We start from the raw sequence: 25,336 nt of genomic DNA, 5'->3' as shown, positions 1-25,336 counted from the left end.
TGCTCCTTACGGAAAGTGCGGATGTGGTCGCGCCCGGGACTGGAATCAGTCGTGGGAGTGGAGAGGCTTGCCGGCCAGGGCCAGGTGGGCCTCGCCGAGGGCCTCGTTCTGCGTCGGGTGCGCGTGTACGAGCTGCGCAACCTCGGCCGGCAGGGCCTCCCAGTTGTAAACCAGCTGGGCCTCACCGACCTGCTCGCCCATACGGTCACCGACCATGTGGACGCCGACCACGGCACCGTCCTTGACCTGGACGAGCTTGATCTCGCCCGAGGTCTTGAGGATCTTGCTCTTGCCGTTGCCCGCGAGGTTGTACTTCAGAGCGACGACCTTGTCGGCGCCGTACAGCTCCTTGGCCTTGGCCTCGGTGATGCCCACCGAAGCGACCTCGGGGTGGCAGTACGTCACGCGCGGGACGCCGTCGTAGTCGATCGGCACGGTCTTGAGACCGGCCAGCCGCTCCGCCACCAGCATGCCCTCGGCGAAGCCGACGTGCGCGAGCTGGAGGGTGGGGACGAGGTCGCCGACGGCCGAGATCGTCGGCACGTTGGTCTGCATGTACTCGTCGACCAGGACGTAGCCGCGGTCCATCGCGACGCCCTGCTCCTCGTAGCCGAGACCGGCGGAGACCGGCCCGCGGCCGATCGCGACCAGCAGCACCTCGGCCTCGAAGGTCTTGCCGTCGGCGAGGGTGACCCGGATGCCGTCGGCGGTGTACTCGGCCTTGTCGAAGAAGGTGCCGAGGTTGAACTTGATGCCGCGCTTGCGGAAGGCCCGCTCCAGCAGCTTGGAGCTGTTCTCGTCCTCGACCGGGACGAGGTGCTTGAGGCCCTCGATGACGGTGACGTCGGTGCCGAAGGACTTCCACGCCGAGGCGAACTCGACGCCGATCACGCCGCCGCCCAGGATGATCGCGGACTGCGGGACGCGGTCGAGCGTGAGCGCGTGGTCCGAGGAGATGATGCGGTTGCCGTCGATCTCCAGGCCCGGCAGCGACTTCGGCACGGAGCCCGTCGCGAGCAGGACGTGGCGGCCCTGGACCTGCTGACCGTTCACCGCGACGGAGGTCGGGGAGGACAGCCGGCCCTCGCCCTCGATGTACGTCACCTTGCGGGAGGCGATCAGGCCCTGCAGGCCCTTGTACAGGCCCGAGATGACCTCGTCCTTGTACTTGTGGACCGCCTGGATGTCAATGCCCTCGAAAGTGGCCTTGACACCGAACTGCTCGCTCTCGCGAGCCTGGTCGGCGATCTCACCGGCGTGCAGCAGAGCCTTCGTGGGGATGCAGCCGTTGTGCAGGCAGGTGCCGCCGACCTTGCCCTTCTCGATCAGGGCGACGTCGAGACCCAGCTGCGCCCCGCGCAGCGCGGCGGCGTAACCGCCGCTACCGCCGCCGAGGATCACTAGGTCGAAAACGGTGCTGGCGTCGTTCGCCACGTCACGTCCTCCATGCATGGATGCGCCGGAGCCGGTCGTCGATGACCGGACCGCGGCTGTTGTTCGGCCGCTTTAACTCGGCCCTGGGTAAGGGGGGCCCTGTCCTGCCGAGAACCCATCTTCGCACTTGTTCAACGAAGCCGGGACGCCGGGCCGGGCTCCGGACGGCCGATCCGCTGCCCGGACGGGTTTACCCAGCCATGCGGACGTGCGAATTTCGTTGAGGGCGAACGTGGCCGGGCGGCCGGGCCGCTGTGGTAAGCGACGATACGGGACCGCGCTGCGGCCCCGGGCGCGTGGCCCGGGGCCGCAGGGGCATTTCCGGCGAAACGGCCGTGAGTCGGCCGTGAGTCGACCGGCGTCAGCCGAGGTCGCCGGCGGCGGTGCGCTCGGCCAGCCGCACCAGGGTGCGCACCGAGGAGCCTGTGCCGCCCTTGGGGGTGTAGCCCCAGGGCGCGCCCTCGTGGAAGGCGGGGCCGGCGATGTCCAGGTGCGCCCAGGTGATGCCCTCGCCGACGAACTCCTTCAGGAAGAGCCCGGCGACCAGGCCGCCGCCCATCCGGTCACCCATGTTGGCGATGTCGGCGACCGGGGAGTCCATCCCCTTGCGCAGCTCGGTCGGCATCGGCATCGGCCAGGACTGCTCGCCGACCTCCTCCGCGATCTCGTGGATCGCGGTGCGGAAGGCGTCGTCGTTGGCCATGATCCCGAAGGTGCGGTGGCCCAGCGCCAGCACCATCGCGCCGGTCAGCGTCGCCACGTCCACGATCGCGTCCGGCGACTCCTCCGAGGCCCGGGTCAGCGCGTCGGCCAGGACGAGCCGGCCCTCGGCGTCGGTGTTGAGCACCTCGACGGTCTTGCCGCTGTACATGGTCAGCACGTCGCCGGGGCGGGTGGCGGAGCCGGACGGCATGTTCTCGGCGAGCGCCAGCCAGCCGGTGACGTTCACCGGGAGGTCCAGCCGGGCGGCGGTCACCACCGCGGCGAACACCGCGGCGGCACCGCTCATGTCGCACTTCATGGTCTCGTTGTGGCCGGCCGGCTTGAGCGAGATGCCGCCCGAGTCGTAGGTGATGCCCTTGCCGACCAGCGCCAGCGTCTTCTCCGCGTCGGCGTGCGTGTGGGCGATCCGCACCAGCCGCGGCGGCGCCTCGGAGCCCTGGCCGACGCCCGTCAGACCGCCGTAGCCACCCTTCTTGAGCGCCTTCTCGTCCAGCACCTCGACCTGGAGGCCGAACTCCTTGGCCGCGGCCTGCGCCTCGGCCGCGAACTGCTTCGGGTCCAGTGCGTTGGAGGGCGTGTTGATCAGGTCGCGGGCGCGGTTGATCTCGGCGGCCAGCGCCTGGGCGCGCTCGGCGGCGGCCTTGAACTCCTTGTCGCGCGGCTTGGCGCCGAGGATTGCGGCCTCGCCCAGCGGCGCCGACTTGGTGTCGTCCTTCCTGCCCTTGGCGGCCTTGCCGTTCTGGCCGTTGCTACGGAACGCGGTGAAGGAGTACGCGCCGAGGAGGGCGCCCTCGCCCACCGCGGCGGCGGCCTCGGCGTCCTCGACCGGCAGGGCGAAGCCGGCCTTCTTGGTGCCGGCCAGCGCCCGGGCCGCGCTGCCCGCCGCGCGCCGCAGCGCCTCGTTCCCGTACGCCTCGCCCTTGGCCGGCGCGTCGCCGAGGCCGGTCGCCAGCACGACCGGCGCCTTGACGCCGTCGGCGGCGGGCAGTTTGGTCACCTCGCCCTCGGCACCGGTCGCGCCGAGGGTCTCCAGCACGGCGGCGAGCTTGCCGCCGAACGCCTTGTCCACGGCTTCGGCGCCGGGGGCGACCACGACGCCCTTGGCGCCTTTGGCCACGCCGACGACGACGGCATCCGCACGCACCGTTGCGGCGGAAGAAGTACTGAGGGTCAGTGCAGTCACGGTGATGAAGGTCCTGTTCCGTCCGGGGATTCCGTTTCGCGCATAGCGCGCTGCTGCGGCCGAGCCTACGCTCGGTGGCGCCGCCAGGCCCGGCCGGCCGCGGTACCGGGCCGGGACCGGATGGCCGGAAGGCGCACCTTCGGACGCGGAACCGGCGCTTCCTCGGGGGCGGTTGGCCGTCCCACGGGCCGTCAGCCCAGGGCCAGTACCACCAGTGCCGCGAGCCCCGCGCTCTCCGCGAGGGCGCCGAAGACATCGCCGGTCACCCCGCCGAACCGCCGCCGGCAGTGCCGCAGCAGCAACTCCCCGGCCGCCAGCCCGAGCACGACGGCGAGCCCGGTGTGCAGCGCCCCGGACAGCCCGAACACCCCGCCCGCCGCTGCGCATCCGGCCGTCACCAGCGCCGCGCACCCCAGCGCGGCCCGCACCGGAACGGTCTGCGCGACCGCCGCGCCCAGCCCCTCGGGGCGGGCCGCCGGCACCCCCGTACGGGACGCCAGGGTCAGCGCGCAGCGCGCGGTGACCGCCGCCACCGCGACCCCGGCCGCGCCGTACGCCCAGCCCGCCGCGTACAGCCGGGACACCGCCGCCACCTGTGCGAACAGGCAGAACAGCAGCGTGACGACCCCGAACGGGCCGATGTCGGACCGCTTCATGATGCGCAGCGCCTCGTCCGCGGGCTTGCCGCTGCCCAGCCCGTCGGCGGTGTCCGCGAGCCCGTCCAGATGCAGTCCGCGGGTGAGCACCGCGGGCACCGCCGCGCTGCCGACCGCGGCCAGCAGCGGGCCGCCGCCGAGCAGCAGCAGCGCCCCGCCGAGCGCCGCCGCGCACAGCCCGACGACCAGCCCGGCCAGCGGCGCGCACAGCATCCCGCCGCGAGCTGCCGCCCGGTCCCAGCGACCGACCCGCACGGGCAGCACGGTCAGCGTGCCGAACGCGAACCGCAGGGCGTCGGCGGGCGAAGGCGGTGCGGGCAACGGGGGAGTGGAGGGCGCGGCGTCGGTCACCGCGGCAGGCTATCGGGGCGCCGCGGCGCGCCTACCAGGGGTGCTCCCGGCCGCTGGCGTACTGGGTGTCCAGCGGCTTGCGCGGGCGCCACCAGTCCCAGGCCACACACAGCACCAGCACCACCAGCACCGCCGCCACATGCTCCTTGCCCGCGAGGTTGTTCTTGATGAACGCGACCTCGACGAGCATCGCGACGACCACCGCCACACACGTGAAGCGGGCCCGGTAGCGCCAGCAGACGAAGACCGCCAGGCCCACCACCGCCGCCGACGGGCCGGTGTCCACCACGAACTTGTCCGAGTCCGGCAGCCCGATCGGGCCGCCCGGGCCGATCCACAGGCCGATCCGCGCGTACATCGTCCCGGCGAGCGTGGCGGCGTACGCGACCAGCAGCGTCTGCCGCCAGCCGATGCAGATCTCCGCGATGCCGAAGACCGCCAGGACCTGCGCCAGCGCGCCCCACACCGGGAGGTCCAGGGCCGGGACGAACAGCGACAGCGGTGTCCGCAGCAGCGCCAGCCACAGATGCTCGTACGCCTGGACGGAGCCGATGTTCTGGACCGCGTGGTAGCCCCACGACTGGTTCTGCACGAACTGGAGGACCAGCGTCAGCGCCACCGCGCCCAGCGTCATGGGGAGCGCCCGCAGTTTCGCCGCGGTCAGCGCCGACCACACGGTGCTCAGGAGCGGGCCCCACTCGGCGCCGGCGGCGCGACGCAGAGCGGATACCTCCCGTCGGCCCGCTCCGGCCTTGCTCATCTCACGTTCTCCAGGTGCTTGCGGTTCAGCCACTTCGGCAGGCCGGGCGCTTCGAGGAAGCCCTCGGCGCGGCCCGCGGCAATACCGATCCGCAGCAAATCCGTGCTCTTTTCGAAGAGCATGTACCGGGGTTCCCAGATCGGCCGGTATTTCGCGTTGGCGCGATACAGCGATTCGATCTGCCACCACCGGGAGAAGAAACTGAGCAGTGAGCGCCACAGGCGCAGCACCGGACCCGCGCCGAGCCGCGACCCACGTTCGAAGACGGACCGGAACATCGCGAAGTTGAGTGAGATCTGAGTGATCTCCACCTCTTTCGCGCGCTGGATCAGCTCCAGCGTCATGAACTCCATCAGCCCGTTCTCGGACTCCCGGTCACGCCGCATCAGATCCAGCGACAGGCCCTTCTCGCCCCACGGCACAAAACTCAGCAGCGCCCGCAACCGGCCTTCCGCGTCGCTGCATTCGAGCATCACGCAGCGCCCGTCACCAGGATCCCCGAGCCGCCCCAGCGCCATCGAGAAACCGCGCTCGGTCTCCCCGTCCCGCCAGTCGTCCGCCAGCCGCAGCAACTGCGCCAGCTCCTTTGGCGGGATGTCCTCGTGCCGCCGGATGCGGACCGTGTAGCCGGCCCGCTCGATGCGGTGGTACGCCTGCCGCACGGTCCGCATCGCCCGGCCGCCGAGGGTGAACTCCGCGGTCTCCACGATCGCTTCGTCGCCGAGTTCCAGCGCGTCCAGTCCGTGCCGGGCGTAGACGGTGCCGCCCTCCTCGCTCGCGCCCATCACCGCGGGCGCCCAGCCGTGCTCCCGGGCCTCGGCCAGCCAGCACGCGATCGCGCCCGGCCACGCCTCGGGGTCGCCCAGCGGATCCGCGGAGGCCAGCGACACCCCGCCGACCACCCGGTAGGTCACCGCCGCCTTGCCACTGGGGGAGAACAGCACGCTCTTGTCGCGGCGCAGCGCGAAGTACCCCAGCGAGTCCCGGTCGCCGTGCCGCGCCAGCAGGGCCCGCAACCGCTCCTCGTCGTCCGCGGTGATCGGGTCGGTGCTGCGGACGGTCCGGAACGCCGCCCACAGGACGGCCACCAGCAGCGCCGTGCTGAGCACGTTGATCACGACATCGACCCAGTTCGGGGTGGAGATCCCGGGGAACCTGCGGTCGTCGGCGGCCAGCGACACCAGCCGCATCAGCCCGTACCGCCAGCGCTCGACGAACGTGGACGACCCGGCGGCGGCGCCGTTGGTGGCCGTCACCAGCAGTGCCGCCAGCAGCGAGGCGGCCAGCAGCCCGCCGGCCGCGGTCAGCGCCGCGCGCCTCGGATTCGCCCGGTCGCCCCTGGCGTAGAACTCCCGCCGCCCGGCGACCAGCGAGGCCGCGAACAGCAGGGTCAGCACCAGCGACACCCAGTTCTGGGCGTGCGCGCGGAATTCCGGTGCGGCCACCATCGCGAAAAGGAGCACCAGCAGGAACAGTCCGGACAGCACCAGATTCAGGATCCAGGAAGCCCGTTTGCGCCGCCGCAGTGTCACCGCCAGGAACAGGGAAAAGGCACCGGAGGCGAAACCGGCGGTGAGCAGATACGGGGTGAAGAACTCCTCGACGTTGTGCCGCCGGATGTCATTGCCGAACGACACCCACACCGCACTGAGGAAATTGACGAAAGTGATGGTGCGCAGATACCAGATGCCGAACGCGGCACCGCGCTGTGACCAACGGCCGCGAGGGCGGTCTTCCTCCGGACTCAAGCGAAGTCTCCCGATAAAAGCGTGTAAAGCACGATCTTATGGGGAGCCACCGCCGGCCCGGCGCCGGTCAGCGGCGCACCGGCCCGGCGGTTCCGTCGCGTTCCGGCAGTTCCGCGGCCAGGGCCGCCGCGGCCCGTACCAGCGGCAGGGCGAGCAGCGCCCCGGTCCCCTCTCCAGCTGTGACGCCGTGATCGAGGAGAGGGTTGAGTGCGATCCGGTCCAGTGCCTTGGCCTGCGCCGGTTCGCCGCTCGCCTGCCCGGCCACCCACCAGTCCGGCGCGCGGAACGCCACCCGCTGCGCGACCAGCGCACAGGCCGCGGACACCACGCCGTCCAGGATCACCGGCGTCTTGCGCACCGCGCTCTGCAGCAGGAACCCGGTGATCGCGGTCAGGTCCGCGCCGCCGACCGCGGCCAGCAACTCCAGCTGGTCGCCGAGCACCGGCCGGGCCCGGCGCAGCGCGTCCCGGATCGCCGCGCACTTGCGCATCCAGGCCAGGTCGTCGATCGGCCATCCGCCGCGCCCGGTGACCACCGAGGCGTCCGTGCCGCACAGCGCCGCGATCAGGGTGCCGGCCGCGGTCGTGCCGCCGACGCTCAGATCGCCCAGGACGGCCAGGTCGCAGCCGGCGTCCGCCTCCTCGTCGGCGATCGCCATACCGGCCCGGAACGCCGCCTCGGCCTCCTGTGCCGTCAGCGCGTCCTCGACGTCGATCCGGCCCGAACCCCGCCGCACCCGGTGTCGCGTGACCTCCTCCGGCAGCTCCGCCGGCTCGCAGTCCACCGCCATGTCCACCACCCGGACCGGCACCCCGGCGCCGCGCGCCAGCACCGCCGCCGGGCTCGCCCCGTCCAGCACGGCCCGCACCAGGTCCGCGGTCCCGCCGGCCGGCCGAGCCGACACGCCCAGCTGCGCCACCCCGTGGTCCCCGGCGAACAGCAGCACCCGGGGCTGCTCGATCGGCCGCACCGGCACCCGCTCCTGTACCGCGGCCAGCCACCCGCCCAGCTCGTCCAGCCGGCCCAGCGCCCCCGGCGGCACCGCCAGCCGGGTCCGCCGCTCCTCGGCGTCGCGGCGCACACCCGCGTCGGGGCGCTCGATCAGTTGGGCGAAGTCATCGAGGTTCAGGGCGCTCATTGGGCGCAGATTACCGGCAACGGGGCGCGGAGGGGCGCGCGCCTCCGGGAAGCTGCGCCGACGGATCGTCAGCCGGGCCGCGCCGGCAGGCCGTCGGGCTGTCGGGTCGTCGGGTACCGCATCCCGCCGGCCGTGTACGGGCGGACGCCGGCCGCGGGACAGGGCGCCGCCGTCAGCCGCGCAGCGTGAGCGCCTGGCCCGCGACGACCAGCAGCACCTGTTCGCACTCGGCGCCGAACGCGGCGTTCAGCCGCCCCAGTTCGTCGCGGAAGCGGCGGCCCGCCGCGGTCGCCGGCACCACCCCCGAGCCGACCTCGTTGCTGACCGCCACCACCCGCCGACGGGTCGCCCGGACGGCCGCGACCAACGCGTCGCAGCGCTCCCGCAGGGCCCGCCGCCCGCCGGCCTCCCAGGCCGCGTCGTCCCAGGCCCCCACCTCGTCCATGGCATGCGTCAGCCACAGCGCCAGGCAGTCGATGAGCAGCGGCGCCCCGGCGGCGGGCCGCCCGTTGCCGGGGTCCGCACCCGGCCCGGGGGCGTCGGCGAGCAGCGGCACCAGGTCGCAGGTCTCCACCGTGCGCCAGCTGCCGGGGCGCCGCTCGCGGTGCAGCGCCACCCGCTGCGCCCAGTCCTCGTCCCCGTCCCGGGTGCCGCCGGTGGCCACGTAGAGCACGTCGGGGAACGCCGCCAGCCGCCGCTCGGCCTCCACCGACTTCCCGCTGCGCGCGCCGCCCAGCACCAGCGTGCGGCGCGGCAGATCGGGCACCGCGTGGTACTCGCCGACCACCAGCGAGCCGCCGTCCGGCACCGTGCGGGCGCCCAACGCGGCCAGCCTGCGGTGCAGTTCGGGACCGGGCGGCACGCTGTGGTCGAGGTGCACCGCGACCACGTCCGTCGCCGCGTCCACCGCCCCGCTCGCCCGCAGGCGGGCCAGCGCGTCCGGCCGGGCCAGGACGTCGAGCAGCACCAGGTCGTACGGCCCGGCGCCGGCGGGCGCGTCATAGTCGCCGTTCCCGGCGACCGTTCCGGCGGGCGCGGCCCCCGGTGGCAGGTACAGCAGCCGCTCGCCGTCCCCGCCCGCGACCTCGTAACCCGTCCCCGGTACGTCCACCGCGATCGCCCGCACCCGGTGCCCGCCCAGCAGGGCCAGCTCCCGCCCGTCCGCGACCCGGACCGGCTGCGGCAGCCCGGCCGGCACCTCCAGCGCCGGGCCGTCGTGCGGATGCGAGAGCAGCACCTGCCGCACGCCGGCCAGCGACCGGCCGGCGCGGGCGGCGGCGAAGGCCGGCCCCGGCGTCAGATCGATGAGCAGCACACCGTCGACGAGCAGCGCGGTCGCCGCCCGCGCCTCGTCGCCGACGGCGGTCGCACAGGCGGCACATGGGCAGTCGGGGCGCGGCAGCCCCTGCGGGGCCCCGGTGCCGAGGAGAGTCAGGTCCACCCGCCGAGTTTCTCGCGTCCCGCGGCGGTCAGCGCGCGGGGGCACCCCTCGACACGGCCGATAGGCTTTCGATCAAGCACGGAAGCTCGGCCCGGAAGCACGACGTACGACGACGTACCCGGTGGGATCCAGGAGGCGCACATGGCGTGGACGTGGCGGTTCGAGAAGGCGGACGGTTCGGAGGCGGTGCCCTCGGTGGAACCGGAGGAGTTCACCACCCAGGGGGACGCCGAATCCTGGATCGGCGAGGAGTGGCGGACCCTGCTGAACGGCGGCGTCGACCAGGTCCGGCTCTTCGAGGACGGCACCGAGATCTATGCGGCGCCGATGAGCCTGCACGCGGAGGCGGAGGCCGACGCGGAGTGACGCCGACCGAGGCCGGGTGACGCCGACCGACGCCGGCTGACCCAGCCCGGCGCCGTCCGCCGTCGCAGGATGCCCTGAGCCCTCGGGCTCAGGGCCGCTCGCCGCGCTTGACCTGCGGCTTGGGCAACCGCAGCCGCCGCATCTGGAGCGTCCGCATGATCGCGTACGCCTTGGCGCCCTTGAGGTTCTCCTTGGGGAACTTCTCCTTGAGCCGCGCGCCCAGCCGGACCCAGATGACCACCGAGTCGATGGCGATCAGCACGATGATCACGAGCCACAGCAGCAGCGCGATGCTCTGGATCGACGGCACCCGGACCATGGTGAGCACCAGGATCACCACGGCCATCGGCAGGAAGAACTCCGCGACGCACCAGCGCGAGTCGATGTAGTCGCGCGCGAACCGGCGCACCGGTCCCTTGTCGCGCACCGGCAGATAGCGCTCGTCGCCGTTGGCCAGGGCCTCGCGCTGGCGGGCCATGTCGGTACGGCGCGCCTCCCGCTGGGCCTTGACGGCGTCCTTGCGGTTGGTCGGCGTCTGCGCACGCGAGCGGCGCTGCGACTGGGAGTCGCTGCGCTTGGGCGTCGGGCGACCCTTGGGGGCCTGCGGGTCGCGGGGCTGTTGGGGCTGGTCCGCGGTCACCTTGGAGGTCGCGGCCTGCCCATCCTTCGAACGGCTTCGGAACACAACACCCAAGAGTACGTGGTCGTCGTGAATGGGCCACGGGCCGACGGGGAACGATCCGGCAACGGCACCGACCACGGAGCGGTGACATAACGGGACGGGCCGGGCGTCTCACAGATTCCCCGGGCTCGCCCTACTCCCTGGGCGGGAGAAGCCGGACGGTCTGATCGTCCTGGAGGAGGAGCGCATCCGGGCCCGAACAGTGCGGTAATGGAACCAAGGCCCGTACTGTGGGGTCTGTAGATGTGCTGGAGCCTAAGCCCGATGCAAGTCGGTCAGAAGGGGGCGCGCGAGGCCCATGAGCGATGGTGTCATGAAGCGGATGGGGATGATCTTCCGCGCGAAGGCCAACAAGGCCCTTGACCGGGCCGAAGACCCGCGCGAGACCCTCGACTACTCGTACCAGAAGCAGCTCGAACTGCTGCAGAAGGTACGCCGCGGCGTCGCCGACGTGGCGACCTCCCGCAAGCGCCTGGAGCTGCAGCTCAACCAGCTCCAGGGCCAGTCCGCCAAGCTGGAGGACCAGGGCCGCAAGGCGCTGGCGCTCGGCCGCGAGGACCTGGCCCGCGAGGCGCTGACCCGGCGCAGCGCGCTGCAGCAGCAGGTCACCGACCTGGAGACGCAGCACCAGACGCTCCAGGGCGAGGAGGAGAAGCTCACGCTCGCCGCGCAGCGGCTGCAGGCCAAGGTCGACGCCTTCCGGACGAAGAAGGAGACGATCAAGGCCACGTACACGGCGGCCCAGGCGCAGACCCGGATCGGCGAGGCGTTCTCCGGCATCTCCGAGGAGATGGGCGACGTCGGCCTGGCGATCCAGCGCGCCGAGGACCGAACCGCGCAGCTCCAGGCCAGGGCCGGTGCCATCGACGAGCTGATGGCCTCCGGCGCACTGGACGACCCGACCGGCATGGCCAAGGACGACATCACCGCCGAGCTGGACCGGCTGTCCGGCGGCAGCGACGTCGAGTTGGAGCTGCAGCGTATGAAGGCCGAGCTGGCGGGCGGCCCGTCCGCCCAGCAGCAGGCCATCGAGGGCGGCCCGGGCGGCGCCGCCCAGCAGGCCCCGCAGCAGGGGCACCCGCGTCTCGACAAGCAGTGAGGGACGGCGGCGGTGAGCCTCCCGGCGATCACGTTGGTGATCGCCGCAGCGACCGCCGCCGGAACCGCCGACCGCACCGAGGGAGACCGTCGTGATCGTACGGATCATGGGGGAGGGCCAGGTGAAGTTGGACGACTCCCACTTCATCGAGCTCAACAAACTGGACGACGAACTGCTCGCCGAGATGGAGAGCGGCGACGAGGCAGGCTTCCGGCGCACCCTCGCGGCGCTGCTGGACGCGGTCCGCCGCCTGGGCACCCCGCTTCCGGACGATGCCCTGGAGCCCTCCGAGTTGATCCTGCCGGGCCCGGACGCCACGCTCACCGAGGTCCGCGAGATGCTCAGCGACGACGGCCTGATCCCGGGCTGACCCGCTGCCCGGCAGCTCCATCCCAGCGCACTACGGACAGCGCCCCGGCCCCTCAGGGAGACCGGGGCGCTACCGTTTCCTCTTGTGACCGCCCGCCCGTCGCCCGCCACCACCCCCGCACGAAGCGCTGCGCGCCGCCGCTTCCCGTCGCTGCCGCCCGCCCCTGCCCCCGCCCCGAGGGGCGGTGCGGCGCGCTGCGGTGCGGCGAGCGGCACCCCGGACGCCACCCGGGTCGCGCGCCTGCGCCAGTGGCACCGGACGCATGCGCTCGCGGTCGACGTCGCCGTGGCGGTGGTGGCGTTCGTGGCGATCCTGTGCGGGGCGGTGGCCGCGCCGCACGGTGCGCACGGCCCGCACTTCCCCCGCTTCGGCCTGCGCCACCTGACGGCCACGACCGTGGTGCTGGCCGCCCTCGGCTCCGGCGCGCTGGTGCTGCGCCGCCGGATGCCCCGTACGGTCCTGGCCGCGACCTGCGGGCTGACCGTCGTCGAGATCCTCGCGCAGTCCAGCGAGCCGCGCGTCCCGGTGGCCGGTTCCGCGGTGATCGCGCTGTTCACCCTGGCGTCCCGGACCGACCGGCCCACCACCTGGCGGGTCGGCGCGCTGACCGTCGTCGTGCTGACCGCCGCCGCGATGTTCTTCGGGCACCAGCCCTGGTACGCCCAGGAGAACCTGGCGATCTTCGCCTGGACGGGCATGGCGGCGGCGGCCGGCGACGCGGTCCGCAGCCGGCGGGCGTACGTGGACGCCATCCGCGAGCGCGCCGAACGCGCCGAGCGCACCCGCGAGGAAGAGGCCCGCCGCCGGGTCGCCGAGGAGCGGCTGCGCATCGCCCGCGAGCTGCACGACGTCGTCGCCCACCACATCGCCCTGGTCAACGTCCAGGCCGGGGTCGCCTCGCACGTCATGGACAACCGCCCCGACCAGGCCAAGCAGGCCCTCGCCCACGTCCGCGAGGCGTCCCGCTCGGCGCTGGAGGAACTCCGCGCCACGGTCGGCCTGCTGCGCCAGTCCGACGACCCCAAGGCGCCGACCGAGCCCGCGCCGGGCCTCGGCGTCCTGGACCAGCTGATCGACGGCTTCGTCCGCGCCGGCCTCCCCGTGGACCTGGAGCTCCAGGCGGCCCCGCACCCCCTGCCCGCCTCCGTCGACCTCACCGCCTACCGGGTCGTCCAGGAGGCGCTGACCAACGTCCGCAAGCACGCCGGCGAGGGCGCCCGCGCCGCGGTGCGGATCGTCCGCTCGGAGAGCGCGCTGACCGTGACCGTTCACGACGACGGCACCGGCGGCGCGGCGGATGCGGCGGGCGAGGAGGGGGAGCCGCACGGCAGCGGCGGCGGCCATGGTCTGATCGGGATGCGCGAGCGGGTCTTCGCGCTGCGCGGCACGGTCGTCACCGGGCCGCGCCCGACCGGCGGCTTCCAGGTGCGGGTCACCCTGCCACTGAACGGCGCCCGAGCGGGCGAGACGACATGACCACGAGGGCGACGCGATGACGATCAAGGTGCTGCTGGCCGACGACCAGACGCTGCTGCGTAGCGCGTTCCGCGTCCTGGTCGACTCCGAACCCGACATGACGGTGGTGGGGGAGGCGTCCGACGGCGCGCAGGCGTACGAGCTGACGCGCGCGGCGCGCCCCGACGTCGTCCTGATGGACATCCGGATGCCCGGCACCGACGGCCTGGCCGCCACCCGCATGATCAGCCAGGACCCGGAGCTGACCGGTGTCCGGGTGGTCATCCTGACCACCTTCGAGGTCGACGACTACGTCATCCAGTCGCTGCGGGCCGGGGCCAGCGGCTTCCTCGGCAAGGGCGCCGAACCGGACGAGATGCTGGGCGCGATCCGGGTCGCGGCGGCCGGGGAGGCGCTGCTGTCGCCCGCGGCGACCAAGGGGCTGATCGCCAAGTTCCTTGCGCAGGGCGACGGTTCGGGCGAGGAGGGCCCCGCGGGGCCGGGCTTCGAGCGGCTGGCCACGCTCACCGGACGGGAGCGCGAGGTGCTGGTCCTGGTGGCCGGCGGGCTGTCCAACGACGAGATCGCCGAGCAGCTGGAGGTCAGCCCGCTCACCGTCAAGACGCACGTCAACCGCGCGATGGCCAAGCTCGGCGCCCGCGACCGTGCCCAGCTGGTGGTCGTCGCCTACGAGTCGGGACTCGTACGCCCACGGGTGCAGTGAGGGTGGAGCGGTCCGTACTCCGAACGCGGTACGGCCGCTGACCGGAAACCGACCTGCGAGCGAGGAAAACCCGCCTGGTCGTGGCGGAGGGTGTAGGTGGGCCGGTGCCGGCCCTTCCCGCGGGTCCGCGAGGGCCCCCGCCGACGTCGTCCGGCCTCCCGGACTTTTCTGAACAGAAGAGAGACCCCACCCATGTCCTGGCTGTCCCGAATCAGCCTCGTACAACGGGGCCTGATAGCGCTGATGTCGATCGTCGCGATCGCCTTCGGCGCCATCGCGATCCCGCAGCTCAAACAGCAGCTCCTGCCGTCCATCGACCTGCCGATGGTGTCCGTGATCACGCCCTACCAGGGTGCGTCGCCCGATGTCGTCGAGAAGCAGGTGATCGAGCCGCTGGAGAACGGCATCCAGGCGGTCCACGGCATCAAGAGCGTCACCTCGACGTCGAGCGAGGGCTCCGGCGTCATCATGGCGCAGTTCGACTACGGCAACGACTCCAAGACCCTCGTCGCCGACGTCCAGCAGGCCGTCAACCGGGCCCGGGCGAAACTGCCCAAGGACGTCGACCCGCAGGTGGTGTCGGGCGGTACGGACGACCTGCCCACCGTCGTGCTCGCCGTCTCGTCCTCGTCGAAGGACCAGCAGACGCTTGCCGACCAGCTCAACCGCAGCGTCGTCCCGGACCTGAAGAACATCGACGGGGTCGGCCAGGTCAACGTCAGCGGGGTCCAGAACCGGATCGTCGCGGTCACCCCCGACAACGAGAAGCTCGCCGCCGCCGGGCTGAACCCCGCGGCGCTCGGCCAGGCCCTCCAGGCCGGCGGTACGTCGGTGCCGGCCGGCGCGTTCGCCGAGAACGGGCAGAGCAAGACGGTCCAGGTCGGCGCCGGGTTCACCTCCGTCCAGCAGATCAAGGACCTGATGGTCGCCCCGTCCGCGGGCGCCGGCGGCATGGCCGGCGGTCAGGGCGGCAAGGCGGTCCGGCTCGGTGACGTCGCCACCGTCCAGGAGACGTCGGCCACCCCGACCTCCCTCACCCGCACCGACGGCAGGCCCAGCCTCTCCGTCACCGTGACGATGAACCAGGACGGCAGCGCCGTCGCCATCTCCGACGCGGTCAAGGGCAAGCTGAGCACGATCCGCCAGGACCTCGGCACCGGCACCAGCGTCACCATCGCCTCCGACCAGGGCCCGCAGGTCTCCAAGTCCATCGAGTCGCTGACCACCGAGGGCTTGCTCGGCCTGGCCATGGCCGTGGTCGTGATCCTGGTCTTCCTGCTCAGCCTGCGCTCGACCCTGGTCACCGCGGTCTCCATCCCGCTGTCCGTGGTCATCACGCTGATCGTGCTGTGGACCGGGAACCTCTCCCTCAACATGCTCACCCTCGGCGCGCTGACCATCGCGATCGGCCGCGTCGTCGACGACTCGATCGTCGTCCTGGAGAACATCAAGCGGCACCTGGGCTACGGCGAGGAGCGCCGCGAGGCCATCCTCACCGCCGTCAAGGAGGTCTCCGGCGCGATCACCTCCTCCACCCTCACCACCGTCGCGGTCTTCCTCCCGATCGGTGTGGTCGGCGGGATGGTCGGCGCCCTCTTCGGCTCCTTCTCCATCACCGTCACCGTCGCGCTGCTGTCCTCGCTGCTGGTCTCCCTGACGGTGGTGCCGGTCCTCTCGTACTGGTTCCTGCGCGCCCCGGAAATCCCCGAGGGCACCGACCCCGAGGCGCTGCGCCGCGCGGCCGAGGAGAAGGAGACCCGCAGCCCGCTCCAGCGCCTGTACGTCCCGGTCCTGCGCTTCGCCACCCGCCGCCGCTTCACCAGCGTGCTGATCGCCGTGGTGATCCTCGTCGGCACCTTCGGCATGGGCCCGCTGCTGAAGACCAACTTCTTCGACCAGGGCAAGCAGGACACCCTCAGCATCAAGCAGGAGCTGAAGCCCGGTACGAGCCTCGGCGCGGCCGACACCCAGGCCAAGAAGATCGAGCAGCTGCTCGCCGACACCAAGGACGTCAAGGACTACCAAGTCACCGTCGGCTCCTCCGGCATGATGGCGGCCTTCGGCGGCGGCACCGGCGCCAACCAGGCCAGCTACCAGGTCAAGCTGACGGACGCCGCGGACTCCGCCAGGGTCACCGACGACCTGCGGGTCGGCCTGGCCAGGCTCGGCCCGTCCATCGGCGACACCACCGTCACCGCGGGCGGCGCCGGCTTCGGCAACCAGAACCTGAGCGTGGTCGTCAAGGCCGGCGACCCCGCCGTCCTCAAGCAGGCCAGCGAGCAGGTCCGCAGGGCCGTCGCGGGCCTCGACCACGTCACCGACGTCCAGAGCGACCTCTCGCAGAGCGTGCCGCGGATCTCCGTCACGCCCAACGACAAGGCCGCCGCGGCCGGTTACAACCAGACCACCCTCGGCGCGGCCGTCGCCCAGGCGGTCGGCGGCACGCCCAGCGGCAAGGCCGTCCTGGACGACACCGAACGCGACGTGGTGATCAAGTCGGCCCACCCGGCCACCACCGAGGCCCAGTTGAAGGACCTGCCGATCCCGACCCCGGCCGGGATGGCGAAGCTGGGCGACCTCGCCACCGTCAAGACCGTCCCCGGTCCCGTCCAGATGACCCGTATCGACGGTGCCCGCTCGGCGACCATCACCGCCAAGCCCACCGGCGACAACACCGGCGCGGTCTCCACCCAGCTCCAGAGCAGGATCAAGGCCCTGAAGCTGCCGTCCGGCGCCACCGCGACCATCGGCGGCGTCTCGCAGGACCAGAGCAACGCCTTCTCCTCGCTCGGCCTGGCCATGCTCGCGGCCATCGCGATCGTCTTCATGCTGCTGGTGGGCACGTTCAAGTCCATCATCCAGCCGCTGATCCTGCTGATCTCGATCCCGTTCGCGGCCACCGGCGCGATCGGCCTGCTGGTCGCCACCGGCACCCCGCTCGGCGTCCCGGCGATGATCGGCATGCTGATGCTCATCGGCATCGTGGTCACCAACGCCATCGTGCTGATCGACCTGATCAACCAGTACCGCGCGCAGGGCTACGGCGTCGTCGAGGCCGTCATCGAGGGCGGCCGGCACCGCCTCCGCCCCATCCTGATGACGGCACTGGCGACGATCATGGCGCTGCTCCCGATGGCGATGTCCATCACCGGCGACGGCGGCTTCATCTCCCAGCCGCTGGCGGTCGTGGTCATCGGCGGCCTGATCACCTCCACCCTCCTCACCCTCCTCCTGGTCCCGACGCTCTACGCGATGATCGAACTCCGCAAGGAGCGCCGGGCGAAGAAGAAGGCGGCGAAGAGGGCGGAGAAGGACGGCACCCCGCCGGCGCCCGCCGACACCGACCGGCAGCCGGAGCCGGCCGGGGTGTGACGCCCCCGGCCCGCTGACGACCGGCGCGCACCGAGCCCCCGCCGCCTCCCCGCGAGGCGCGGGGGCTCGTCGTTTCCGGATGCGGCCGCCGGGTAACCGGTGAACGCCCGGGGCAGTTGACACCGCATGACCTCTGGCCAGGAATCTCCGCCGCCCCGCTGCCCCGTGGTTAGCGATCCCGGCCCCCGGGTACCGCCGTCGCGGGAGGCATCCGCATCCCGGAAGGGGGACTTCATGGGTAAGCACGGAGACGGCCGGGACGGCCGGGACGGCGACAAGCGGCAGAGCCCGAAAGAGTCCGACGGCCAGTGGAACAAGCCGGTGAGCGACCCGCCCAAGAAGAAGTAGCCGGGCGGCCCGCCATGTCCTCGCCGAGCCGGCTCCTGGAGATCCTGCGCAACAAGGGTGCCCTGACGCCGGATTGGGCGCCGACGGTCGCCGCCGTCGACCGCGCCCACTTCGTCCCCGACACGTTCGAAGTGGAGGGCCGCACCGTCTCCCGTTCCCTCGACGAGAACGAGTGGCGGCGCATGGTCTACGCGGACCTGCCGCTGATCACCCAGCACAACGACGGTGAGCAGCGGGACGACGGGCAGGTCGGCTTCCCCACCTGCTCGACCTCCATGCCGTCCCTGATGCTGACCATGGACGACATCGTCCAGGACGGGGACGCGGTCCTGGAGATCGGGACCGGCACCGGCTACCACGCCGCCTGGCTCGCGCACCGCCTCGGCGAGGACCGCACGACCACCGTCGAGACCGACCGGGCCCTGTACGACATCGCCCGCCGCAACCTCCAACGGGCCGGTCTGCGCCCGCACATGGTCTGCGGCGACGGCCTCGCCGGCGTCCCCGAACGAGCCCGCTACGACCGGGTCATCGCCACCTGCACGGTCCGCGACATCCCCTACGCCTGGGTGGCCCAGACCGCCGACGAGGGAACGATCCTCACCCCGTGGGGCTCCTCGTTCCACTCCTTCTCCTTCGCCACCCTCACCGTCCACGACGGCGAGGCGACCGGCGGCTTCTCGGGCCGCCCGGCCTTCATGTGGGCCCGGCAGCAGCGCCGTTCGTACGGCCGCGTCGAGGACTGGTACCACAGCGAACGGGGCGACACCGCGCGCACCGCCATCGACCCCCGCATCCTGGAGAACGACCTCGACGCCCGCTTCGCCGTCGGCCTGCGCGTACGGGACGCCTGGCCGCTCCTGTACCCCGCCGACGACGGCAGCGACGAGGCCACCTACTGGCTCTTCGACGACGCCCGCACGTCCTGGGCCACCGTCGAGTACGTCCCCGGCCACGAGACGTACGAGACCGAGCAGTTCGGCCCGCGCCGCCTGTGGGACGAGGTCTCGGCGGCCTTCCGCGACTGGCTCGCGGACGGCAGCCCGCCGCGCGACGCGCACCGCATCACGGTCGGTCCGTCCCGGCAGTGGGTCGGGACGGACTGACCGGACCGTTCCGCGGGGGACGGGCCGCCGGCCGGCTACGGCAGCGCCAGCATCCGCTCCAGCGCCAGCTTGGCGAAGCTCTCGGTCTCCTTGTCGACCTGGATGCGGTTGACGACCTTGCCGTCCGCCAGGGACTCCAGCGCCCAGACCAGGTGCGGCAGGTCGATGCGGTTCATGGTCGAGCAGAAGCAGACCGTCTTGTCGAGGAAGACGATCTCCTTGTCCTCGGAGGCGAAGCGGTTGGCCAGCCGGCGGACGAGGTTCAGCTCGGTGCCGATCGCCCACTTCGAACCGGCGGGCGCGGCCTCCAGGGCCTTGATGATGTACTCCGTCGAGCCGACCTGGTCCGCCGCCGCGACGACCTCGTGCTTGCACTCGGGGTGGACCAGGACGTTCACGCCCGGTATCCGCTCGCGGACGTCGTTGACGGAGTCCAGCGAGAAGCGGCCGTGCACCGAGCAGTGGCCGCGCCACAGGATCATCTTCGCGGCCCGCAGCTCGTCGCCGGTCAGCCCGCCGTTCGGCTTGTGCGGGTTGTAGACCACGCAGTCGTCCAGGGACATGCCCATGTCCCGTACGGCGGTGTTACGGCCCAGGTGCTGGTCCGGCAGGAAGAGGACCTTCGAGCCCTGCGCGAAGGCCCAGTCCAGCGCCCGCTTCGCGTTCGAGGAGGTGCAGATCGTGCCGCCGTGCTTGCCGGTGAACGCCTTGATGTCCGCGGAGGAATTCATGTACGAGACGGGCACGACCTGCTCGGCGACGCCCGCCTCGGTCAGCACGTCCCAGCACTCGGCGACCTGCTCGGCGGTGGCCATGTCGGCCATCGAGCAGCCCGCGGCCAGGTCGGGGAGGATCACCTGCTGGCCGTCGCCGGTGAGGATGTCCGCGGACTCGGCCATGAAGTGCACACCGCAGAAGACGATGTACTCGGCGTCCGGCCGGGCCGCGGCGTCCCGCGCGAGTTTGAAGGAGTCGCCGGTCACGTCCGCGAACTCGATGACCTCGTCGCGCTGGTAGTGGTGCCCGAGGACGAAGACCCGGTCCCCGAGCTTCGCCTTGGCCGCGCGGGCGCGCTCGACGAGGTCGGGGTCGGAGGGGGCCGGCAGATCGCCGGGGCACTCCACGCCGCGCTCGCTCTTCGGGTCGGCCTCGCGGCCGAGGAGGAGCAGCGCCAGCGGGGTCGGCTGGACGTCCAGGGGCTGGGCGGTGGTCACGACACGCACCCTCTCTTCTCTGCAGACAGCTCTTTAGACACATGCCTTTTCGTCTATTTGACGCTATCTATCATAGCCGCTTCACGTCACTTTGACGATGGCCATCGTGTCGATGTGACGCATCAGCCCTCCGGCCCAGCAGCCGCGGGCGGCAGGCCGCGTCCGCGCGCCGGTGTGCGAGCATGAAGAAAGAGCAGAACACGTCACGCGCAGCCGGAATTAATCCGGGAAGCCACCGGTTGGACCTGTAGGTAACCGCTGGCAAGCCGTCCGTACAACCCGGGAGAGATGTAGATGAGCGTTCAGGACGAGACCACCGTCACCGACGGCATCATCCTGTCCGACGCGGCGGCGTCGAAGGTCAAGAGCCTGCTGGAGCAGGAAGGTCGGGATGACCTCGCGCTGCGGGTGGCGGTTCAGCCCGGCGGCTGCTCCGGCCTGCGTTACCAGCTCTTCTTCGACGAGCGCTCGCTCGACGGCGACGTCGTCAAGGACTTCGACGGCGTCAAGGTCGTCACCGACCGGATGAGCGCTCCCTACCTGGGCGGCGCCTCCATCGACTTCGTCGACACCATCGAGAAGCAGGGCTTCACGATCGACAACCCGAACGCCACCGGCTCCTGCGCCTGCGGCGACTCCTTCAGCTAAGGGGCCCGGGTCCACGACGCACACGGGCGGCGCTCGCCGAAGGAGCGCCGCCCGTGTCGTATCCGTACCCGCCGCCGGCCCGGCCTACTGCGCCGGGTTCCCCGCGTTCTCCGGGGTCTCGGGCTTTTCCGCCACCGCGCTGCCCGAGGTCGCGTCGACCACCTTCCGGCCGTCCAGCGGCTGCCGCAGCGTCACCGTCTTGGTGAAGTCCTTGGCGATCTTCACGCACATCTGACCGGGGTGCGTGTCCTTCCCGGTGACCGTGATCCGCACCGCCGTGGCGGATTCCTGGGCGCTCGCGTCGTAGGTGCTGCACACCCCGCCCCAGAAGTGCACGGTCAGCGTCCTGCCGTCACCGCCGGCGGAGTAGCGCTCCAGCCGCATCGCCGTCTGGCCGGGCTTCCCCGACGGCTGCGGGCCGCCGTCCGGCCGCCGCAGGTACTTCGGGTCCACCGCGACCCGGGCCAGGGTCGAGGTCGCGTCCTGCCCCTTCCCGGCGTCCGCCCGGCGCACCGTGTACAGCCACGACGGGACCAGCACCTGGCCGCCGTCCGCGTACTGCGCCGAGAGCCCGAAGACCGCGCCGGTCACCTCGGCCGGCGTGCGGCCGCCCTGCGCGTTCATCCGGTCCAGCGTCTTCTGTGCGCTCAGCACGGGGTAGTCCGCGCCCTTGGCGGGCTGTGCCAACTGCCCGCTGCCGCCCACGAGTTTGCCGTCCGCGCCGACCTGGAACGCGCTCTGCCAGCCGAGCGTCGGCAGCCCCCCGACCACCGGATCGGCCCGCACCGTCCGCACCGCGCCGACCAGCCCGCGCGCGTCCAGCCGGGCGTTCTGCTGGCCGAGCGCCGCCAGCACCGGCCGCGCCGCCGCCTCGGCCTTCGCCTCCGACACCGCGCCGCCGTCGTCCGCCGTCGCCCCGGTGTCCGCGCCGCCGCGGTACGAGGGGCAGCCAGGCACCGTGGGGGCCGTGCCGTCCGAGCCGCCCGAGATGTGCAGCGGGCACATCATCCGGCCCGGGGTGAGCCGGTACGTCCAGGCGCCCGAGCCGGTCTTGTTCACTTCGAGGCTGGGACCGTGGGTGTCCTGGGGCAGCGCGCCGACCTTCCAGGTGGCGCCCTCCGAGCGGACCTTTCCGGTCACATCCAGTGCCTTCGCCAGCCGTTCCACGGCCTGCCGGTCGACCGCGCCCTGCGGGCGGTACACGGGTGCGGACCCCGGCCCCCCGGGCAGCGTGCCCACCACCTTGTAGTGCGCCCCGCCCGGGGCGGGCTCCCCGACGGCTATCGAGCCCCCCGCGCCGCCCGTGCGGTCGTCCAGCGTCAGCGGCGGCGGACTGCCCTGCGCGTGGGCCCCTGTCGGGCCGGCCGCGCCGCCGGACGCGGAGGCGGCCCAGTACGCCGCGCCGCCGCCGGCCAGCAGGACCGCGGCGGCCACCGAGGCGACCACCAGCGGCGTCCGCCGCCGACCGGTGGCTTCCGGGGTGTCCGGCGTGTCCGGGGTATCCGTACTGTCCTCGGTGTTCACCGCTTCGCTCCTTCGGCTCCGCAGAACATCTGACGTGCCACCCCGGGGCGGGGTGCACGCCGATGGGACGGAGCGGGTGCGCGGGCGGTTCCGTGCGCCTCAGTCGCCGTACTCGGACATCCCGTCCACGAGTGCGGCGGACTTCGCCGGGACCCGGATCCCGTGCAGGTCGCAGGGCCGGCCCGGTGCGGGCGCGGACCGCCGCCCGCCCGTCCAGTGCGCGGCCATCCGCGCGCAGTCCCCGCGGAGCTGGTCCAGCGACTCCGGCTCCTGCACCGAGGCGGCGGAGGGGCCGGGGTGTGTGACGGCTTTCACAGGCTTGGTCATACGAGGAACCGTACGCACCCCACGTTCGACGAGAAAGACCTACTATTGGGTAGTTTCGGCGGATCCGAGTGTCCTGGATTGGGCAGGTGCAGGCCGACCCGCCGGGTAGCGTTGCCCTCCGTCCGCCAACCTCACGCCTTCCGCAGGAGCAGACCCGCCGTGCGTATCGCAGTCTCCGGCTCCATCGCCACCGATCACCTGATGACCTTCCCCGGCCGCTTCGCCGACCAGTTGGTCGCCGATCAGCTGCATACCGTCTCCCTCTCCTTCCTGGTCGACCAACTCGACGTCCGCCGCGGCGGGGTCGCCCCCAACATCTGCTTCGGCATGGGCCAGCTCGGCATCAAGCCGGTCCTGGTCGGCGCCGCCGGCACCGACTTCGAGGAGTACCGGGCCTGGCTCGACCGGCACGGCGTCGACACCCGATCGGTGCGCATCTCCGAGGTCCTGCACACCGCCCGCTTCGTCTGCACGACCGACGCGGACCACAACCAGATCGGCTCCTTCTACACCGGCGCCATGAGCGAGGCCCGGCTGATCGAGCTCCAGGCGGTGGCCGACCGGGTCGGCGGCCTGGACCTCGTGCTGATCGGCGCGGACGACCCGGAGGCGATGATCCGGCACACCGAGGAGTGCCGCACCCGCGGGATCCCGTTCGCCGCCGACTTCTCGCAGCAGATCGCCCGCATGGACGGCGAGAACATCCGCACCCTCATGGAGGGCGCCACCTACCTCTTCAACAACGAGTACGAGGCGGGGCTGATCGAGACCAAGACCGGCTGGACCGCCGAGGAGATCCTCGCCAAGGTCGGCACGCGCGTCACCACCCTCGGCTCCAACGGCGTCCGTATCGAGCGGGTCGGCGAGCCGGTCATCGAGGTCGGCGTCCCCGAGGAGAAGACCAAGGCCGACCCGACCGGCGTCGGCGACGCCTTCCGGGCCGGCTTCCTGGCAGGTCTGGCCTGGGGCGTCGACATGGAGCGCGCCGCCCAGATCGGCTGCATGCTGGCGACGCTGGTCATCGAGACCGTCGGCACCCAGGAGTACGAGCTGCACCGCAGCCACTTCATGGACCGCTTCACCAAGGCGTACGGCCACGAGGCCGCCGCCGAGGTCCAGCAGCACCTGGTCTGAGCCGCCGGGTCAGCCGCGGCGCCGCACCACGTATGCGGCGCCGCGTTCCGCGGGCTGCTCGCCCACGTACTCCTGGCCGCGCATCGCGCACCAGGCCGGGATGTCCTGCCGCGCAGCCTCGTCGTCCGACAGCACCGTCACGGTCCCGCCGACCGGCACGCCGCCGATCGCCTTCGCCAGCTCGATGACCGGAATCGGGCAGCGCCTGCCGAGCGCGTCGACCACCACCCCGCCCGGCCCCTCTTCCGCCGCTGCCCCCACCGTCTCCGCCGCTGTCGTTGCCGCCGCCGCGGGCTCCTCCCGCACCGGCACCCCGAACCGCTCCCGGACCGACCGCACCGCCTCCGGCAGCACCTCCAGGAACCGCTCCACATCCGCCTCGCCGGTGCCGTACGGCAACGAGACCCGGACGTTCCCCTCCGACAGCACGCCCATCGCGCGCAGCACATGGCTGGGCGTCAGCGTGCTGGACGTACACGACGAACCGGACGATACGGAGAATCCCGAGCGGTCCAGCTCGTACAGCAGGGCCTCCCCGTCGACGTAGAGGCAGGAGAAGGTGACGAGATGGGGGAGTCGGTGCACCGGATCGCCGACCACCTCCACGTCGGGGACCAGTTCCGGCACCCGCGTCCGGATCCGCTCCACCAGCCCCCGCAGCCGGGCCGCTTCGTCCGGCCCGGACTCCGCCGCCGCCCGCAGCGCGCGCAGGGACGCCGCCGCGGCCACCACCGCCGGGAGGTTCCCGAACCCCGGGCTGCGGCCCGACTCCCGCTCGTCCAACGGCCCCTGGGGCGAGAACCGGGTTCCCTTACGGACCGCCAGCAGCCCCACCCCGGGCGGCCCGCCCCACTTGTGGGCGCTCGCCGCCAGCACGGACCAGGCGCCCGGCACCGTCCCCCAGGGCAGCGACTGCGCCGCGTCCACCAGCAGCGGCACCCCGGCCTCCCGGCACAGCCCGGCCACCTCCTCCACCGGCTGCTCGGTCCCCACCTCGTGGTTGGCCGACTGGACGCAGACCAGTGCGGCGTCCGCACCCAGCGCCGCGGCGACCTCCCCGGGCGCCACCCGGCCCGTACGGTCCACCGCCACCTCGGTCAGCGTCCCGCCGGCCGCCTCGTGCACCTCGGCGGCGTGCAGGACGGCGGAGTGCTCGACGGCGGAGTGCACCAGCCGGCGGCCGGCACGTCGGCGGGCGGCCAGCGTGCCGAAGATGCCCGAATGCACCGCGTGCGTCCCCGAAGGGGTGAACGTCAACTCGTCGGGCCGGCAGCCCACCGCCTCGGCGGCGGCCTCCCGCGCGGCGTCCAGCAGCATCCGGGCCCGCCGTCCCTCGCGGTGGAGGCGGACCGGGTCGGCCCACCCCTCGTCGAGCGAGGCGAGCAGCGCCTCCCGGGCGACGGGGTGCAGGGGGGCGGCCGAGGCGGCGTCGAAGTAGGGCACGTACGAGACGGTAGAACACCGGCCGCCGCGCTGCCGGGCAGGCCGTCAGATGCCTGGTGGGGGCGGCTGATCGGGGCCCCGGCGGACGGG

General features: G+C 72.5%; 21 protein-coding genes. 9 read left to right on the top strand and 12 right to left on the bottom strand.

The annotated features are described in order from the left end of the window. Window positions 1-45: 45 nt before the first annotated feature. The 7 genes from lpdA to ACO1BR_RS01765 form a co-directional block, all read right to left on the bottom strand. Entirely contained in the window at window positions 46-1,434 is a 1,389-nt protein-coding gene (gene lpdA, locus ACO1BR_RS01795) for a dihydrolipoyl dehydrogenase (RefSeq protein ID WP_426793224.1), read from the bottom strand. A 361-nt stretch (window positions 1,435-1,795) separates the two neighbouring features. Continuing rightward, window positions 1,796-3,340, bottom strand: a complete 1,545-nt coding sequence (locus ACO1BR_RS01790) for a leucyl aminopeptidase (protein WP_426793223.1) — start codon at window positions 3,338-3,340, stop codon at window positions 1,796-1,798. A 191-nt stretch (window positions 3,341-3,531) separates the two neighbouring features. Continuing rightward, window positions 3,532-4,347 carry an adenosylcobinamide-GDP ribazoletransferase gene (locus ACO1BR_RS01785; RefSeq protein ID WP_426793222.1) on the bottom strand — a complete coding sequence of 272 codons (816 nt, stop codon included), beginning with the start codon at window positions 4,345-4,347 and terminating at the stop codon, window positions 3,532-3,534. A gap of 31 nt (window positions 4,348-4,378) precedes the next feature. Next, window positions 4,379-5,107 (bottom strand): hypothetical protein, encoded by a 729-nt coding sequence (locus tag ACO1BR_RS01780; protein ID WP_426793221.1) that lies wholly within the window; start codon window positions 5,105-5,107, stop codon window positions 4,379-4,381. Then, window positions 5,104-6,855 (bottom strand): phosphatidylglycerol lysyltransferase domain-containing protein, encoded by a 1,752-nt coding sequence (locus ACO1BR_RS01775; RefSeq protein WP_426793220.1) that lies wholly within the window; start codon window positions 6,853-6,855, stop codon window positions 5,104-5,106. The genes ACO1BR_RS01780 and ACO1BR_RS01775 overlap by 4 nt, the downstream gene beginning before the upstream one ends. Before the next feature lie 67 nt (window positions 6,856-6,922). Then, on the bottom strand, window positions 6,923-7,993 hold the full coding sequence (gene cobT / locus ACO1BR_RS01770; RefSeq protein ID WP_426793219.1) for a nicotinate-nucleotide--dimethylbenzimidazole phosphoribosyltransferase: 1,071 nt from the start codon (window positions 7,991-7,993) through the stop codon (window positions 6,923-6,925). 172 nt (window positions 7,994-8,165) lie between these two features. Next, on the bottom strand, window positions 8,166-9,434 hold the full coding sequence (locus ACO1BR_RS01765; protein WP_426793218.1) for a bifunctional adenosylcobinamide kinase/adenosylcobinamide-phosphate guanylyltransferase: 1,269 nt from the start codon (window positions 9,432-9,434) through the stop codon (window positions 8,166-8,168). Between the two features lie 141 nt (window positions 9,435-9,575). Here ACO1BR_RS01765 and ACO1BR_RS01760 point away from each other — a divergent pair, with 141 nt between their 5' ends. Continuing rightward, window positions 9,576-9,800 carry a hypothetical protein gene (locus tag ACO1BR_RS01760; protein WP_426793217.1) on the top strand — a complete coding sequence of 75 codons (225 nt, stop codon included), beginning with the start codon at window positions 9,576-9,578 and terminating at the stop codon, window positions 9,798-9,800. Window positions 9,801-9,888: 88 nt separating this feature from the next. On the opposite strand, the gene ACO1BR_RS01755 is transcribed toward ACO1BR_RS01760, so the two are convergent. Next, entirely contained in the window at window positions 9,889-10,485 is a 597-nt protein-coding gene (locus tag ACO1BR_RS01755) for a DUF3043 domain-containing protein (RefSeq protein WP_426793216.1), read from the bottom strand. 295 nt (window positions 10,486-10,780) lie between these two features. Between ACO1BR_RS01755 and ACO1BR_RS01750 the strand changes: the two genes are divergently transcribed. The 6 genes from ACO1BR_RS01750 (at window position 10,781) to ACO1BR_RS01725 (ending at window position 18,956) form a co-directional block, all read left to right on the top strand. After that, complete coding sequence (locus ACO1BR_RS01750; RefSeq protein WP_426793215.1) at window positions 10,781-11,581, top strand: PspA/IM30 family protein; 801 nt, start codon at window positions 10,781-10,783, stop codon at window positions 11,579-11,581. A 91-nt stretch (window positions 11,582-11,672) separates the two neighbouring features. Continuing rightward, complete coding sequence (gene pspAA / locus ACO1BR_RS01745; RefSeq protein WP_426793214.1) at window positions 11,673-11,951, top strand: PspA-associated protein PspAA; 279 nt, start codon at window positions 11,673-11,675, stop codon at window positions 11,949-11,951. Window positions 11,952-12,191: 240 nt separating this feature from the next. Beyond that, the gene (locus tag ACO1BR_RS01740) at window positions 12,192-13,427 is read left to right on the top strand and encodes a sensor histidine kinase (protein ID WP_426793332.1); all 1,236 of its coding nucleotides are present in this window, start codon (window positions 12,192-12,194) and stop codon (window positions 13,425-13,427) included. Window positions 13,428-13,443: 16 nt separating this feature from the next. Continuing rightward, window positions 13,444-14,130, top strand: a complete 687-nt coding sequence (locus ACO1BR_RS01735) for a response regulator (protein WP_426793213.1) — start codon at window positions 13,444-13,446, stop codon at window positions 14,128-14,130. Between the two features lie 192 nt (window positions 14,131-14,322). Then, a complete protein-coding gene (locus ACO1BR_RS01730) occupies window positions 14,323-17,502 on the top strand; it encodes an efflux RND transporter permease subunit (RefSeq protein ID WP_426793212.1) in 3,180 nt (1,059 codons plus the stop codon). A gap of 362 nt (window positions 17,503-17,864) precedes the next feature. Beyond that, a complete protein-coding gene (locus tag ACO1BR_RS01725; protein ID WP_426793211.1) occupies window positions 17,865-18,956 on the top strand; it encodes a methyltransferase domain-containing protein in 1,092 nt (363 codons plus the stop codon). A gap of 35 nt (window positions 18,957-18,991) precedes the next feature. On the opposite strand, the gene nadA is transcribed toward ACO1BR_RS01725, so the two are convergent. Further along, entirely contained in the window at window positions 18,992-20,170 is a 1,179-nt protein-coding gene (nadA, locus tag ACO1BR_RS01720; protein WP_426793210.1) for a quinolinate synthase NadA, read from the bottom strand. A gap of 294 nt (window positions 20,171-20,464) precedes the next feature. Between nadA and erpA the strand changes: the two genes are divergently transcribed. Further along, window positions 20,465-20,818 (top strand): iron-sulfur cluster insertion protein ErpA, encoded by a 354-nt coding sequence (erpA, locus tag ACO1BR_RS01715; protein WP_043264013.1) that lies wholly within the window; start codon window positions 20,465-20,467, stop codon window positions 20,816-20,818. 84 nt (window positions 20,819-20,902) lie between these two features. Here the strand turns inward: erpA and ACO1BR_RS01710 are convergent, their stop codons facing one another. Next, window positions 20,903-22,342, bottom strand: a complete 1,440-nt coding sequence (locus ACO1BR_RS01710) for a hypothetical protein (RefSeq protein ID WP_426793209.1) — start codon at window positions 22,340-22,342, stop codon at window positions 20,903-20,905. 99 nt (window positions 22,343-22,441) lie between these two features. Beyond that, the gene (locus ACO1BR_RS01705; RefSeq protein ID WP_426793208.1) at window positions 22,442-22,669 is read right to left on the bottom strand and encodes a hypothetical protein; all 228 of its coding nucleotides are present in this window, start codon (window positions 22,667-22,669) and stop codon (window positions 22,442-22,444) included. 159 nt (window positions 22,670-22,828) lie between these two features. Here ACO1BR_RS01705 and ACO1BR_RS01700 point away from each other — a divergent pair, with 159 nt between their 5' ends. Further along, entirely contained in the window at window positions 22,829-23,803 is a 975-nt protein-coding gene (locus ACO1BR_RS01700) for a carbohydrate kinase family protein (RefSeq protein ID WP_426793207.1), read from the top strand. Between the two features lie 9 nt (window positions 23,804-23,812). On the opposite strand, the gene ACO1BR_RS01695 is transcribed toward ACO1BR_RS01700, so the two are convergent. Next, a complete protein-coding gene (locus tag ACO1BR_RS01695; protein WP_426793206.1) occupies window positions 23,813-25,246 on the bottom strand; it encodes a cysteine desulfurase/sulfurtransferase TusA family protein in 1,434 nt (477 codons plus the stop codon). Between the last annotated feature and the right edge of the window lie 90 nt (window positions 25,247-25,336).

The sequence above is a fragment of the Streptomyces sp. YGL11-2 genome (assembly GCF_050054615.1).
GTDB lineage: Bacteria > Actinomycetota > Actinomycetes > Streptomycetales > Streptomycetaceae > Streptomyces.
This window is presented reverse-complemented; position numbering and strand designations above follow the sequence as displayed.